This window comes from Phenylobacterium sp. (genome assembly GCF_019636135.1).
GTDB lineage: Bacteria > Pseudomonadota > Alphaproteobacteria > Caulobacterales > Caulobacteraceae > Phenylobacterium.
This window is the reverse complement of record NZ_JAHBYD010000016.1, coordinates 34,633-48,771: the sequence shown is the minus strand read 5'-3', so window position 1 is coordinate 48,771 and position 14,139 is coordinate 34,633. Positions and strand designations below refer to the sequence as shown.

The 14,139-nt window shown below is 72.2% G+C and carries 15 protein-coding genes; 4 read left to right on the top strand and 11 right to left on the bottom strand.

Annotated elements, in window-relative coordinates:
- Positions 1-5 precede the first annotated feature (5 nt).
- Genes KF737_RS12580 through KF737_RS12560 form a run of 5 tightly spaced genes read right to left on the bottom strand, consistent with a single transcriptional unit; the run spans position 6 to position 4,036 of the window.
- Positions 6-416, bottom strand: a complete 411-nt coding sequence (locus KF737_RS12580) for a GtrA family protein (protein WP_296455008.1) — start codon at positions 414-416, stop codon at positions 6-8.
- Complete coding sequence (locus KF737_RS12575) at positions 403-1,098, bottom strand: trans-aconitate 2-methyltransferase (RefSeq protein ID WP_296455004.1); 696 nt, start codon at positions 1,096-1,098, stop codon at positions 403-405. Before KF737_RS12575 ends, KF737_RS12580 begins: the two co-directional genes overlap by 14 nt.
- Positions 1,095-2,099, bottom strand: coding sequence for a glycosyltransferase family 2 protein (locus KF737_RS12570; RefSeq protein ID WP_296455001.1), 1,005 nt, complete (start codon positions 2,097-2,099; stop codon positions 1,095-1,097). The genes KF737_RS12575 and KF737_RS12570 overlap by 4 nt, the downstream gene beginning before the upstream one ends.
- A complete protein-coding gene (locus KF737_RS12565) occupies positions 2,096-3,454 on the bottom strand; it encodes a hypothetical protein (protein ID WP_296454996.1) in 1,359 nt (452 codons plus the stop codon). Before KF737_RS12565 ends, KF737_RS12570 begins: the two co-directional genes overlap by 4 nt.
- Before the next feature lie 18 nt (positions 3,455-3,472).
- Complete coding sequence (locus KF737_RS12560; protein ID WP_296454993.1) at positions 3,473-4,036, bottom strand: hypothetical protein; 564 nt, start codon at positions 4,034-4,036, stop codon at positions 3,473-3,475.
- Between the two features lie 114 nt (positions 4,037-4,150).
- On the opposite strand from KF737_RS12560, the gene KF737_RS12555 reads away from it, so the two are divergent.
- Positions 4,151-5,197: a trans-aconitate 2-methyltransferase gene (locus tag KF737_RS12555; RefSeq protein WP_296454990.1), complete on the top strand. Its 1,047-nt coding sequence runs from the start codon at positions 4,151-4,153 to the stop codon at positions 5,195-5,197.
- On the opposite strand, the gene rpiB is transcribed toward KF737_RS12555, so the two are convergent.
- Complete coding sequence (rpiB, locus tag KF737_RS12550) at positions 5,198-5,641, bottom strand: ribose 5-phosphate isomerase B (protein ID WP_296454987.1); 444 nt, start codon at positions 5,639-5,641, stop codon at positions 5,198-5,200.
- Positions 5,642-5,851: 210 nt separating this feature from the next.
- Here rpiB and KF737_RS12545 point away from each other — a divergent pair, with 210 nt between their 5' ends.
- The 3 genes from KF737_RS12545 to KF737_RS12535 are packed head-to-tail and all read left to right on the top strand — an operon-like array spanning position 5,852 to position 7,644.
- Positions 5,852-6,013 carry a hypothetical protein gene (locus KF737_RS12545; RefSeq protein WP_296454983.1) on the top strand — a complete coding sequence of 54 codons (162 nt, stop codon included), beginning with the start codon at positions 5,852-5,854 and terminating at the stop codon, positions 6,011-6,013.
- Positions 6,014-6,022: 9 nt separating this feature from the next.
- Complete coding sequence (locus KF737_RS12540; RefSeq protein WP_296454979.1) at positions 6,023-6,976, top strand: aldo/keto reductase; 954 nt, start codon at positions 6,023-6,025, stop codon at positions 6,974-6,976.
- Entirely contained in the window at positions 6,973-7,644 is a 672-nt protein-coding gene (locus tag KF737_RS12535; RefSeq protein ID WP_296454977.1) for a polysaccharide deacetylase family protein, read from the top strand. Before KF737_RS12540 ends, KF737_RS12535 begins: the two co-directional genes overlap by 4 nt.
- Positions 7,645-7,826: 182 nt before the next feature.
- Here the strand turns inward: KF737_RS12535 and KF737_RS12530 are convergent, their stop codons facing one another.
- The 5 genes from KF737_RS12530 to KF737_RS12510 form a co-directional block, all read right to left on the bottom strand.
- The gene (locus tag KF737_RS12530) at positions 7,827-8,672 is read right to left on the bottom strand and encodes an FCD domain-containing protein (RefSeq protein ID WP_296454974.1); all 846 of its coding nucleotides are present in this window, start codon (positions 8,670-8,672) and stop codon (positions 7,827-7,829) included.
- 146 nt (positions 8,673-8,818) lie between these two features.
- A complete protein-coding gene (locus KF737_RS12525) occupies positions 8,819-11,284 on the bottom strand; it encodes a beta-glucosidase (protein WP_296454969.1) in 2,466 nt (821 codons plus the stop codon).
- A 150-nt stretch (positions 11,285-11,434) separates the two neighbouring features.
- Complete coding sequence (locus KF737_RS12520; protein ID WP_296454964.1) at positions 11,435-12,298, bottom strand: phytanoyl-CoA dioxygenase family protein; 864 nt, start codon at positions 12,296-12,298, stop codon at positions 11,435-11,437.
- A gap of 15 nt (positions 12,299-12,313) precedes the next feature.
- Positions 12,314-13,138, bottom strand: a complete 825-nt coding sequence (locus tag KF737_RS12515; protein ID WP_296454962.1) for a phytanoyl-CoA dioxygenase family protein — start codon at positions 13,136-13,138, stop codon at positions 12,314-12,316.
- Between the two features lie 102 nt (positions 13,139-13,240).
- The gene (locus KF737_RS12510) at positions 13,241-14,035 is read right to left on the bottom strand and encodes a phytanoyl-CoA dioxygenase family protein (RefSeq protein WP_296454958.1); all 795 of its coding nucleotides are present in this window, start codon (positions 14,033-14,035) and stop codon (positions 13,241-13,243) included.
- Positions 14,036-14,139: the final 104 nt, after the last annotated feature.

Genomic DNA, 14,139 nt, shown 5'->3' with positions numbered 1-14,139 from the left:
CGCGCTCAGGAACGCGCCCGGAACACCCACAGGCGCATCAGCAGGAACTGGGTGACGGTGTAGCTGCCGAGCGCGCAGAGCTGGGCGACGGTGCGGCCGAGGTCGCCGGCAGGCAGGATCGCGGCGCCGGCGGTGAGCACGCCCTGGTTCACCGCGAAGGCGACGGCGAGGGTCAGGAGATAGCGGGTCTTCAGCCCGCGTTCCGACGCAGGCCCGGTGAAGACGAAGCGGCGGTTGAGGACGAAGCCCAGGAGGGCGCCGGCCGCATAGCCCGCGGCGTTGGCGAGGTGGCGCTCGACGCCCAGGCCCAGCTCGAGCCCCAGGATGACCGCCAGGCCGAAGCCGGTGTTGGCGAGGCCGGCCAGGCCGAAGCGGGCGACCGTGCCGGCTTCGCGCTTCAGATCAGGCGCGGGCAAGGGTGTAGTACTGGGCGCCGAGCGGCAGCCAGGTCATGGCGCGCTCCAGCGGGCGCAGGGCCTTCAGCGGGCCGGGGAAGAAGCCGGTGTAGGCGACGTCGACACGGCCGAACCCGGCGCGGCGCTGGCGGCGCGCGAACTCGCCGGCGCGGATCAGGACCGCGTCCTCGTCGAACGGGCAGGTGGCCACGATGTAGCGGCTGACCGGGTTCAGGGGGTTGTGCTCGAAGACCGCGAGCACGCCGCCGGGCGCGAGCTGGGCCTTCAGGGCGGCGAACAGGGCCACGTGTTCGGCCGCCTCGATGTGGTGGAAGACGCAGGCCGAGAAGGCGAGGTCGAAGCCGGGCTCCAGCGGCATGTCGGCGCCGCCCTCGTAGCGGCGGAAGTCGGCGACGCCCGGGAAGCGCTGGCGGGCCACCGCGAGGCTCTTCTCGGAGACGTCGAGGCCCACGATCCCGGCGTCGGGGAAGGCGGCGCGCAGGTGCGGCGCGGAATTGCCGATGCCGCAGCCGAAGTCGAGGACGCGCTTCGGGGCGGGCAGGCCCAGCGCCTTCAGCCGCGCGGCGACGGTCTCGATCTTGTAGCGGGCGAAGTACTCGGGGTCCTCGCCGGTGATGGCGATGTTGCCCTTGTGGGTCGCGAGGTACTCCTCGGCGAACTTGTCGAACTCGGAAGCCTTCACGGCGCGCCGCCCTTCCGGCCCGAGACGATCTCGTCGACGAAGTAGAGGGGCCGGTCCTTCACCTCGATGAAGATGCGGCCGATGTAGCTGCCCAGCACCGCGAGGCAGGCGAACTGGCCGATGCCGAAGAAGACGACGATCAGCGCCAGCGAGGTCCAGCCGCGCGCCACGTTGCCGGTCATGAAGCCCCAGAGCACGTAGCCCAGCACGCCGAGGGCGATGAACATGCCCATGGCCGCGAAGACGATGGCGAGGCGCAGCGGCACGGTGGAGAAGCCGGTCAGGCCCGCCACGGCCAGCTTCAGCATCTTGCCGAACGTGTAGTGCGTCTCGCCGGCGAAGCGGGCGTCGCGGTCGTACAGCACCTCGGTCTGGCGGCCGCCCAGCCAGGCGACCATGCCGCGGATGAAGCGGTCCTGCTCGGGCATGGCGTTCAGGCGGTCGACCACCTTGCGCGAGACCAGGCGGAAGTCGCCCACGTCGCGCGGGATGCGCACGTCGGAGAGGCGGCCCAGGAGGCGGTAGAAGAGGTCGGCGGTGGCCAGCTTGAAGCGGCTCTCGGCGGCGCGGGTGCGGCGGCGCGCGTAGACGACGTCGTAACCCTCGTCCATGCGGGCCGAGAGCTCGCCCAGCAGCTCGGGCGGGTCCTGCAGGTCGGCGTCGATGATCAGGACGCGGCCGCCGCGGGCGAGCGCCAGCCCGGCGGTGACCGCGAGCTGGTGGCCGTAGTTGCGCGAGAGGTTGACGCCCACGACGCCCGGATGGCCGGCCGCCATCGCCTGGATCACGCTCCAGGTGGCGTCGCGCGAGCCGTCGTTGACCAGCAGCAGCTCGTAGTCGTCGCCGGCCACGGCGGCGCAGGCGGCGGTCATCCGCTCGACGAAGGCGGCCAGGCCCTCCTGCTCGTTGTAGCAGGGCGCCACGACCGACAGGGCCGGCGCCGGCCGGTCGTCGTGGCGGCGCAGCGGATGGGCGGCGACGGCCTGTCCGCGGGCTCTCATCGGCGGCTCCCGCGGCCGGCCAGCAGGCCGAGGCTCAGCACGCAGAGCAGGAGGGCCATGGCGCTGGACGGGAAGATGTAGCGCGCGTCGGCCGCCGGGCCGGCGATGAAGAGCAGCGCCGGGTAGGCCAGGATCCCGGCCAGGATCGCGAGCAGGAGGACCGCGTGCTGACGGGCTCGCGCCGCCGCGGCGAGGCCCAGCACGACCGCCCCGACGTAGAGCCAGAACGGGCGGCGCGGGAACTCCGGCGCGGTGTCGCGGACGTAGCCGCCGACCTTGTCCGCGAGGCCGGGGTGGGAGAGCGCGAGGCCGAAGGCGTTGGCGTCGATGCCGCCGTGGACGGGATAGAAGACCCCCTCCTTCAGCATCCCCATCTGCTCGACGAACACGGCCGAGCGGTGGGCGAGGTAGCAGCCGGGCTCGGCGGTGAGCAGGCGCGCCCAGGCCTCGCCGACCTGCCCGCCCGCGTCGGTCTCCAGCAGCTTCGGCTGGCCCGGGTGGGGCGCGAGGGTCGAGAGCAGGTGGCGCGGATCGTAGGCGCGGCGGATCTGGGCGACGGTGATCGGCCGGCCGCCGGTGACCCCCTTCGGCAGGTAGTTCACGCCCGAGCAGGCCGAGATGCCGATGACGTCGAAGAGCTGGGTGCCGGCGATGTTCTTCGCGTCGGGCAGGCGCGCGAGGTCGGGCAGGCGCCACTGGGTCGAGGCCCAGGCGAGGCCGAGGCTGGCGACGACCAGCGCCAGGGTCGCGGCGCGGGCGGCGATCGGCGCGGCCGCGCCGAGGAACGGCCGCCAGACCATCAGCAGGAGCGCGGGCGCGGCGAGCACGAAGGCGTTGTAGCGCAGGCCGACCGAGACGCCGAACGACACGACGGCCAGGATCAGCAGCGGCCAGGACCGCAGCCGCGCCGCCTGCAGCCACAGCCCGAAGCCCAGCACCGCGAAGCTGCCGGTCGGCACGTCGCGCCAGTGGGCCATCATCGAGCCCAGCAGGGTCGGGAAGAAGGCGAGGCCGCCCACGAACAGCGCCCACAGCGTCCAGGCCAGGGCGCGGCGCGCGACCAGGCTGTGCAGCACCAGCGCCGCGCCGAACAGCAGCGCGAAGGTCTGGGCGAGCAGGACGCCCCAGGTGTCGGCCCCGACCGCGCGGCTGGCGACGAACATGTAGGTGTGCAGCGGCGGCCAGAGGCTGGTGCCCACGCCGTAGAGGGCCTGCTCGTAGGCGAACAGGCTGTCGTAGCTCATGTAGCCCGGCCAGCTCGGCCAGGCGAAGGCGACGGCGAGCACGGCGGAAAAGACCGCTGCGGCCAGCCACGGCGCCCTGTCGAGCGCGTCGGGGGAGGGACTGCGGGACATGCGGCCCGGGGCTCGGCGTCAGAACTCGATGTGGCCCAGCGGGCAGATGGCGTCGCCGTCGCCGACCACCCCGTAGGCGTCGAGCGGACCGGCGGTGAGCCGGGTCACGGCGGTCCAGCCGCTCATCTTGTCGGTGACCTCGGGCAGGGCCTGCGTCACGTCGAGGCGCTCCACGCCCCCGGCGCCGGCGCCCACGATGCTCATCGTCCTGTCGACGAGGACGACCCTGGCCACGCGGACCTTCTTCGGCGTGTCCCAGCCCCAGCCGAGAAGCCGGGTCCCCGGCGGGTCGCCGGTGAACTTCGCGTCCACGATGTCGGTGTTGCCCTTGCAGATGCCGGTCTTCGGGTAGACCGCGCGCAGGGTCTTGCCCATGACGGCCGAGGCCCATTCGGGCGGGGCCGGGACCGGCTCGGCCCTGGTCGGGATCTCGCGGGCCTTGGGCGCCTGCTCGGCGGCGTCGGCGACGGCGGCGGCAGCGGCGGGCTCGGCGCCCTTGTCCCGGAACTTGGGCTGGTCGCAGCCGGCGAGGGCCAGGAGGGCGACGAGCGCGGGCGCGGCAAGGCGGACGGTGATCCTCATGCCCGGGATTTACGCCGCGCCCTGCGGCTCGCGCAACCTGCGCGACGGCTCTTGCGCCCGCCCGGCGGCGAGCGCCATGCTGGCCGACCCCGCTGGTGGAGGGGCATGTCTCGCATGCTGATCACGCTGGATCCGCCCTTCGCGGTGGAGGACGACGACGCACCGTTCCACTTCCGGGGCTGGGCGCAGGTCACCGATCCGGCCGCGCCGGACACCCGGCTGCACGTGAACGGGGTCGAGGCCCCGATCGTGGTCACCCACCGGCCGCCGAGGCTCGCGGAATTCCACCCGGGCGTCGAGGCGCTGCGCTTCCACGCCGACGCGGACCTGCCGGCGCTGCTGCGCGCCGCCCCGGCGGAGCGTGTGCGCGAGCCCTTCCTGCTGGAGGCGACGGTCACGACCGAGGGACGCGCGCGGACCTTCGAATACGCGGTGACCGACGCCTGGCTCGCCCGCGTCTTCGGCCGCCCCGTGCGGGCGCGGCCCGTGCCGCCGCCGCATCTGCAGGTGCGCGTGGCGGGGGCGGCGGCGGGCCAGTTCCACGCCTCGGGCGTGCGGGTGGCCGACCAGATCGAGGCGCTGCTGGCCGGCGCCGGCCTCCCGCTCGCGCGCTTCGGCTCGATCCTGGACTTCGGCTGCGGCCCCGGCCGGCTCACCGCGATCCTGCACGAGCGGCGGCCGGACGCGGCGCTGCACGGCAGCGACATCGACCCCGAGACGATCGCCTGGGCGCAGGCGTCGCTGGGCGGGGTCGCGGACTTCCGGGTGAACCCGCCGGGCCCGCCGCTGCCCTTCCCGGACGCGTCGATGGACCTGATCTGCGCCATCTCGGTGTTCACGCACCTGCCGGAGGACCTCCAGTTCGCCTGGCTGGCCGACCTGAAGCGGGTGCTGCGTCCCGGCTGCGTGCTGCTGACGACCAAGCTCAACGCCGCGGCCTACGACCTGCCGCCGCAGGTGAAGGCCGAGGCCGCCGAGGCGGGCTTCGCGTTCTGGGGCGAGGCGGCGGCCACCGACGGCCTGCCCGGCTTCTACCGGCTGGCCTACCACGGCGACGACTACGTCCGGCGCGAGTGGGGCCGCCTGTTCGAGGTGCTGCACGTGGGCGCGCACGACCTGAACGACACCCAGGACGCGGTCCTGCTGCGCAAGCCCAGCTAGCTAGGCTTCCAGCGCCTTGATCATCTCGACGCGCGGCGCGTGGCGCCCGCCGTCGAACGGGGCGGCCAGGAAGGCGTCGACGATGTCGAGCGCCAGGCCCTCGCCCACGACGCGCGCGCCCAGGGCCAGCATGTTGGCGTCGTTGTGCCGGCGGATCATGCGGGCGGAGAAGGTGTCGGAGCAGGCGCCGCAGCGGACGCCCTTCACCTTGTTCGCCGCCATCATGATGCCCTGGCCGGTGCCGCACAGGACGATGCCGAACCGGCAGTCGCCCGAGGCCACCCTCCGCGCCGCCGCCGCGCCGTGCTCGGGATAGGGCGTGCTCTCCGGCGTGGTGGGGCCGATGTCGACCACCTCCCAGCCCTGCGCCGCGGCATGGGCGGCGATCGCCTGCCGGAGCGCGATGGCGGTGTGGTCGCTGGTGAGGACGATGCGGCCGGTCACGCCTTCGCCCTTCCGCGTCCCTGGAACGGCGAAGGCCGCACCCCTGCGGAAGTGGCCCCCGGGACGGAGCTGACGGAGGGGCGAACGCCTGTCCTCCTGAACGCCAGGCGCCCCGGAAGCCCTGTCTCACCTTGTCTCATTCGGTCTCGGGCCGTTCCTGTTCGAGCGGCAGTCCAGCGCGCGGCGAAACCTGTGGAAGGTCTCCGATCCGTGCCCAGGCTGACCGAAAGGGCGATCGAATCGCTCGCCGCCGAGGCCGAAGACTACACCGTCCGGGACACCGGGGTCACCGGCCTCGGCGGGGCGGATTTTCCTGGAATGCGATTATCCATCGAATATTACGTGATGGACGGTTTTCAATCGAAACCCTAGACAGGTCGCATGGAGCGACGCGCCTATTGCAGGACCGGCCCCGACGTCGGCGTGCTGACCTACGGGGCCATGACGATCGCCGCCGACCCGGGACTCCGGGACGGCGTCGCGCCCTCGCTGCTGGCGGCGCTGGAGGCCGGCGTGAACCTGGTCGACACGGCGCGGGTCTATCCGGGCTCGGAGGAGATCGTCGCCGCCACGCTCAAGGCCTGGCGCGGACCGGCGCCGCTGGTGTCGACCAAGGTGCGGTCGCGGGCGCGGGACGCCTACCGCTTCGCCTGCCCGGTGGCCGAGGCCTATCCGCCGGAGGGCGTCCGGGAGTCGGTGGAGGCCAGCCTGAAGGCGCTGGGCCGGGACACGCTGGACATCGTCCACCTGCACCAGTGGCACTACGCCTGGACGCACGACCTCTCCTGGCTGGAGACGCTGCAGGCGCTGCGCGGCGAGGGGAAGCTGCGGTTCATCGCGGTCAGCGTGCAGGACCACGAGCATGATGCGGCGCTGGAGCTGGTGAGCCGCGGGCTGGTGGACGGCGTGCAGGTGATCGCCCACCTGTTCGAGAGCCGGCCGGCCAACGCGCTGCTGCCGTTGTGCGAAGCGCGCGGGCTGGGCGTGATCGCCCGATGCGTGCTGGACTCCGGCGGGCTGACGGGCGCGCTGGGCGAGGCGGACTTCGCGGCGCGGACGTTCCTGAAGCACGCGCCGCCGGCCGAGTACGCCGCGCGGCTGCGGGCGCTGGGCGACGCCTTCGTCCCGGACGTGGCGGGCAGCCTCACCGAGCTGGCGCTGCGGTTCACGGCGTCGTTGCCGGGGGTTTCGACGCTGGCGCTGGGCCTTTCCGAGACGCGGTTCGTGGACGAGGCCGTCGCCGCGCTGGCCAGGGGCCCCCTGCCTGCCGACACCGTCGCCGCCATCCGCCGCGAGCATGTCTGGTCGCGGAATTTCTACGAGAAGCTGCTGTGAGCCGGACCGTCAGCTTCTGCTTCGACGACGGGTTCGCCGCGACGGCGGGCAAGGTGCGGGCGCTGTTCGAGGCGCGAGGCCTGGCCGCCACCTTCTGCGTGCTGGCGGCGCCGGGCGAGACGGCCGATCCGTTCATCCGCGCCGCGCCGGTCGCGGACTGGGGCTTCTGGCGCGAAGCCGTCGCGGCGGGACACGAGGTGGAGCCGCACGGCTGGGCGCACGAGCGGCTGGCCGACCTGGCGCCGGAGGCCGCCCTGGCCGGTTTCGCGCGCACGTTCGACGTCTTCCGCCGCGAGTTGCCGGGGTTCGACCCTGCCGCCCACGCCTGCCACCTCGCCTACCTGACGGCCCCGCCGGGCCTCGTCGCCGGGCTGGCTCCGCAGGTGCTGGGCGTGCGCCAGGCGCTGGGCGGCGCGGGGCTGAACGCGGCGGTGCGGCCCCGGGTCGACTGCATCACCTTCGGCGATCCCGCCGACGAACGGCTGAAGGCGCGGCTGGACGACTTCCTCGAGGACGAGGACGGCTGGCTGGTCCTCGTCCTCCACGGGCTGGACGGCGAGGGCTGGGGCCCGGTGCGCGCCGACACGCTGGCGCGCGAACTCGACCTGCTGCTGGCCGCCGGCGCGCGGATCGAGACGGTGAGCCGCACCCTGCGGGCGGCGGCCTAGGGTCCGCACCCAACTCTCTCTGAGGGAATCCAATGATTTCCGCTCATCCCGGCGAATGCCGGGACCCAGATCCACGCGCGCGGAGTGTGATTGGAGGACCTCGGAGACCCTGGAACCCTCCTCTTGCGCCAGTCCGTCTGGGTCCCGGCATTCGCCGGGATGAGCGGTATCGAGGGCGGACCCTAGGCGCGCTTGCGGGGGCGTCCGCGGGCGGCCTTGGGCTTCGCAGGCCGGACAGCGGCCGTGCGCGGGGGCGCGGCGGCGCGGCGGCGGCGGCCGCCGCCGCCCTGGCTCTCGAGCTCCTCCAGGCGCTGGATCACCACGTCACGCATGGGCTGGGCGCCGGCGAAGAAGTGGCTGATGAGGCCGTGCAGCCGCTCGCCGTCGCGGGCGATCAGGGCGTCGACGATCCCGCGGTGCTCGGCGTGGTGGTCGCGTTCGCGGTCGGTCTCGAAGTCGGCGTAGAGGTTGAGGTACCGCTCGGCCCGGTCGCCCAGGTTGGCGTAGATCTGCTGCAGCACCGGCGAGCCCGAGCCGGACAGCAGCTCGCGGTGCAGGGCCTTGTAGGCCCGCTGCCACAGCTCGCGCGCCACGGGATCGCCGTCGGGCAGCACCTTGCGCACCTTCATGGTCCGGTGGAGGACGACCACGACGCGCTCCTCCCAGGCCTGGTCGCCCCGCTCGACGCTCTTGGCCAGCACCATGCGGTAGATGGCCTGGTAGGCGTCGAGGACGTCCATGTAGTCGGCCACCGAGACGGGGGCGACGCGGTAGCCCTTCTGGTGCTCGTGGACGACGAGTCCGGTGGACGAGAGCAGCAGGATCGCCTCGCGGATCGGGCTGTGGCCCAGCCCGTAGAACTTTGTGAGCTGCTCGACCTTCAGCCGCTCGTCGGGCTGGAAGACGCCCCGGACGATGTCGCGCTCCAGCCAGAACGCCGCCTGCTCGGTGGGCCCGGCGAGGTCCGGGCTGAGCGCGTCGAGTTCGGGGCCGGAGAAGGTGGCCACGGAGGGCAGCGAGGTCGGCATGCGATTCCCGGGAGCGTCGATTCTCAGATCCGTTCCCCGGAATCCTAAAGTCTATCGGCTCCGCTTGAAAGGCGGCGGGCCGACGCCCCTGCAACGCGTTTCGTCCGAAAACGGGCCGGCGCCCGCGAATTCATCCGATCCGAGGGTCAGGCCAGGCGCACCGTTCCCTTGACCCGGATGTCGCCGGCGGAGCGGCCGACCAGGATGTCGTAGTCGCCGGGGTCGATGGGCCAGGACTTCGTCGCCGGGTCGTAGGGGGCGAAGGCGCGAGGCTCCAGGGTGAGCGTCACGCGACGGGTTTCGCCCGGTTCCAGCCGGATCTTGGCGAAGGCCTTCAGTTCCTTGGGCGGGCGCGGAAGGCGCGGGTCGAGCTGGCCGACATAGGCCTGCACCACCTCCCAGCCCGCGCGATCGCCGGTGTTCTCCACGGTGACGGCGAGGGCGACGGGCGCGCCGGCCCCTGCCGACGCGGGCAGGTCCAGGTCGCGGATGTCGAAGGTGGTGTAGGCGAGGCCGTGGCCGAACGGGAACAGCGGCCGCACGCCCGACTGGTCGAAGCCGCGGTAGCCCATCGCCAGCCCCTCGGCGTAGTCGCAGACGGCCGGGTCAGGGCCGACGGCATGGGCCGGATGGTCGCCGAACGCCACGGGATAGGTCAGCGGCAGGCGGCCGCCGGGATCGCGGTCGCCGAAGATGACGGCGGCCAGGGCGTCGGGGCCGGTCTCGCCCGGCAGCCACATCTGCATCACGGCGCGGGCGTCGTCGATCCAGGGCAGTTCGAAGGGCGAGCCGCCGTTCATGACGACGACGGTGTTCGGATTGGCGGCCAGCACCTGGCGGGCCAGTTCGTTCTGGCCGCCGGGCAGGGCCATGTCGAGGCGATCGTAGCCCTCGGCTTCGGTGACGACGCCCGAGCCCAGGACCAGGACCACCGCGTCGGCCTCGCGGGCGGCCTCGATGGCGCGCGCCATGGGCTCGACCGGCGGGCGGATGCCGAGGCCCAGGTACTCGTAGCCCCTGGGTTTCGGCGTGTAGTCGATCTGCACGCGATAGCCGCGGCCGGCGGTGAGCTCGATGCCGGCCAGGCGTCGCGGGACCATCTGGCCGATGACGTCGATGTGGTCGGGCCGGGCCTCGGTGTCGGGCGTGACCAGCGCGACGCCGTCGACGGTGAGCACGGCCTCGCCCGTGCAGCGCAGGCCGAATTCGTGCAGCCCGGTCTCGTCGGGCCAGAACCAGCCGCTCCAGCGGAACGAGCCCGCGGTGATGCGGGTGGCGGCGGCCATCTGGGGGGCGGTCCACCGGACGAAGGCGCGCTCGGCGGCGGTGCGGAACGGCTGGCCGCCGAGGTCGGCGGATTCGAAGTACTCGCCCAGCAGGCCCTCCGCGTCGCGCGCCTCGGTGGGGCTGAAGGCCCAGGGGTCGGGCGTGACCGGATAGGGATCGTTGTCGACGCCGCGCGCCTCCAGCACCGCGACGCCCTGGCCCAGGAAGTCCTTGAGCCCCTCGACCGGCGTCTTCACCCGGTCGGTCACCACGCGCGAGCTGCCTCCGCCCTGCAGCAGGCAGCGGGCGGCGTTGGGGCCGATCAGGGCCACCGACTTCAGGGTCTTCGGCAGGGGCAGGAGGCCGCCGTCGTTCTTCAGCAGGGTCATCGCCTCGCAGGCGGCGTCGAAGGCGATGGCCTGGTGGCGGGCGGTCCTGAGCTCGCCCCTGGGCCGCTCGGCGCGGTCCATCAGGCCGCAGCGGATGATCAGGCGCACGACGCGGCCGGCGTTGTCGTCGATCTGGGCCTGCGACACCTCGCCGGCCCGCACGGCGGCCAGGAGCCTGTCGCCGAACCAGCGCGGCGGGCCGGGCATCTCCAGGTCGAGCCCCGCGTTGGCGGCCGGGGCGGTGGAGTGGGTGGCGGCCCAGTCCGAGACGACCATGCCGGTGTAGCCCCACTCGTCCTTCAGGATGTCGGTGAGCAGGCCGCGGTGCTCGGAGGCGTAGGTCCCGTTCAGCTTGTTGTACGAGGCCATGACCGTCCACGGATCGGCCTCGGCCACCACGCGTTCGAAGGCGGCGAGGTAGAGTTCGCGCAGGGTGCGTTCGTCGACGCGGGCGTCCACGACGAAGCGGGCGAGTTCCTGGTTGTTGGCGGCGTAGTGCTTGAGCGACGCGCCGACGCCCTCGCCCTGCAGGCCCTTCACATAGGCTACGCCCATGACGCCGGCGAGATAGGGGTCTTCCGAATAGGTCTCGAAGTTCCGGCCCCAGGTGGGGATGCGCATCATGTTGATGGTGGGCGCCAGCACGACGTGGTCGCCGAGCGCGTGGGCCTCGCGGGCGATGGCGGCGGCGACCGCGTGGGCGGCGTCGGGGTTCCAGGTGGCCGCGACGGCGACGCCCACGGGGAAGACGGTGGCGGCGACGCCCTTGATCGAGCGCACGCCCGTGGGCCCGTCGGTCATCTGCAGCGACGGCACGCCCAGGCGCTCTATGGGGTGGAGGTTGAACGAGCTGGCCCCGGCCAGCAGCGTGACCTTCTCCTCCAGCGTCATGCGGCCGAGGAGGTCGGCGACGCGGTCGTCCAGCGATGCTGCGGGGTCCAGGTAGGTCTCGGTCATACGCAATCCGTCGTGAGCGCCGACGGCCGCCGGGCGGCCGGTCCTGATGGGGTTAGTAGCGCACGCCGGCGGGGACGTCGCCGCCCGCTGCGGGGTGCGCGATCCATGTGGCGCGCCGGAGGATCGGGCGCGGCGGCTGGCGCCCGGCCCTCACCGACCGGGGATCGTGCCCATGGCGCGGCTGCGCAGGAACCGCTCGTCCTGGCTCTCGGGCCAGGGCTGGGGCTCGGGGAAGCGGCCGTCGGCGAGGGGCCAGGCGACCGGTGTCGCGCCGCCGGCGATCCTGCCGCCTTGCGGGATGCGATCCCGGTCGACCGACGGGTGCGGGCGGTCGCCGCCGCGGGTGCAGCCGTCCTTGAAGTAGATGGCCGTGTAGGCGCGGCGCATGCGGTCCGAGCGGTTGGGCCTGGCCATGTGGACCGTGCGGCCCGAGTGGAACAGCACGTCGCCGGGCTCGGCCGGGCAGAACACCGGATCGGCCGCCTGGCGGGCCACCAGCGCCTCGCCCTGCCCCTGGGCGCGGAAGATGTCGACGAACTCGAGGTCGGCCTGGTGCGAGCCGGGGACGTAGCCCATGCAACCCGTCACCTCGTCCACCGGCGTCAGCGGGATCCAGGCGGTGATGGTGTCGGCCTCGGCGATCGGCCAGTAGGCGTGGTCCTGGTGGGCCTCGGTCTCGCGGCCGCCGGCCTCCTTGTAGAGCGCCTGGTCGTGCCACAGCCGCACCTTCCCGGCGCCCAGCAGCGCGCCCAGGGCCTCGCCCAGATTCTGGTGGAAGGTGAGGCCGCGCACGCCCGGGAAGTCCTCCCAGATGTACTGGCACTGGATGAACGACTGCTCGTAGGGGGTCTTCTCGCTGAGCGCGCGGGTGTCGCGGCCCTTGCGCGTGGCGACCGCCTCGTCGACCGCGGGGGTCAGGGCCGCGATCTCCCCGGCGGGGATCAGGCCCTTGGCGTGGACGAAGCCGTCGCGGCGATACGCTTCGGCCAGGTCCTGCAACTGCTGCGGCGTCATGGCGGGATCTCCCTGTTAGCGGCCGCCCTCGAGGATCTTGAACTGCCTGACCGGATCCGTCTGCGGGATCACCTGGCCGTCGGGCAGCGTGGTCCGCGAGCCGTCGGATGCGTACTGCAGGATGTAGGCCTTGCGGACGGTGTCGCGCTTCAGGTTCGGCCCGGTGCGGTGCGGGGCCAGCGACGAGAACACCACGATGTCGCCCGCCCTGGCCGGCGCGGCCACAGCGTCCTCCACGTCGGTCAGGCACACCTTGCCGATGTCGCTCAGCCAGTGGTCCAGCGTGCCCAGCTTGTGGAGCTTGGGCGCGATCCAGGCGCAGCCGTTCTCCTCGTCCACGTCCACCAGCGGGATCCACAGCGTGAGGTACTGCTGGGGCTCGATGAAGGTGTAGCCGTTGTCCTGGTGCCAGGGGAATTCCTGGACCTTCTCGGTCTTCTTGTAGACCGACTGGTCCCAGTAGAGCCGCACGTCGTCGCCGATCAGGTCGTGGCAGATGCCCTTGATGACCGGGTGGCGGGCGAAGTCCTGCAGCACCGGCGACTTGCCGACGATGTGGGCCGTGAAGGTGATGGTGCCCGAGTCCGTCAGGCGGAAGCGGCCGCCCTGCTCCTCGCGCACGAAGTCCTCGTGGGCCTTCTCCAGCGGATCGATCGCCGCGGTGACGGCGGCGATCTCATCGGGCGTGAAGGCGCCGCGGTACACGAAGAAGCCGTCCTCGTTGAACTGGTCCACCTGCCCGGCGCTGAGCGTGCGCAGGCCGGTGCGCGGCGCGTCCTGCCAGACGAAGTCCTTGTTCAGGGGGTGAAGGCGGGGTTCGGCAGAAACTTGCGCGGCCATGGCTTACCTGTGCGTCGATCCTGGAGGGACCATAATTCCATCGAAAATATGCAGTCAATCTAAATTAGATAAATTTCTGTCATTCGATCGGATCCGGACGCGTCATGCGGCGCGGAGGATCGGGATCCAGCGGTTCACGCGGGCGAGGACGGCGGCGCCTTCCGGGGTCAGCGCCCGGGTGCCGGCGCGGCCGTAGTGGTAGACCATCGCCGAGCGGCGGTAGTCGGCCACGTTGTCGGTCGACATGTGCATCAGGTAGCTGTGGAAGAAGAGCACGTCGCCCGGCTCCATCAGCGCCGACGTCTTTGCCCTCGTGTCCTCCGAGACGATCTCCAGGTAGCCGCGGTTCGCGGCCGGCCGGCGGTCGGGGATGTGCTCGAAGATCCTCTCGGGGCCGTGCGTGCCGGGCACCACCCAGAGGCAGCCGTTCTCCAGCGTCGCCCTCGACAGCGCCACCCAGACGCCCACCTGCGGCTGCTTGTCGAACTTGAAGTAGTAGCTGTCCTGGTGCCACGGCTGGCCGATGACGCCGGGGTTCTTGAAGATGAACTGGCTCTGGAAGCAGTCGATGTCCGGCCCCAGCAGGCCCGCGACGCGCCGGGAGATCTGGGGCAGGCCGGCCAGCTCGCGCGACAGGCCTTCGGCGTGGCAGTTGAACACCTTCGAGATCAGGTCCTCGGGGTTCTTCGCCCCCGGCGACGGCTCGGTCTCGGGGTAGATCAGGTAGTTCTCGCCCGAAAGGTAGGTCGCCTCGCCCGGGTGCCGCTCCGGCGGGTCGGCGCGGATCCTGTCCACGACCTCGGCTTCGACCGCGGCGGCCAGCTCGGGATCGACCCCCCCCCGCAGGAAGAAGTACCCGTCCCGGTCCCATGCGGCGCGCTCGGCGTCTGTGATCATGGCTGCACTCCCTTCACGGCCGGCATTATAGAACCCAAATCGTCGAGTTCGATCAAAATTGCGCTGAATTAGATCGAATTATATCGTTTTTGCCAAAACCACTC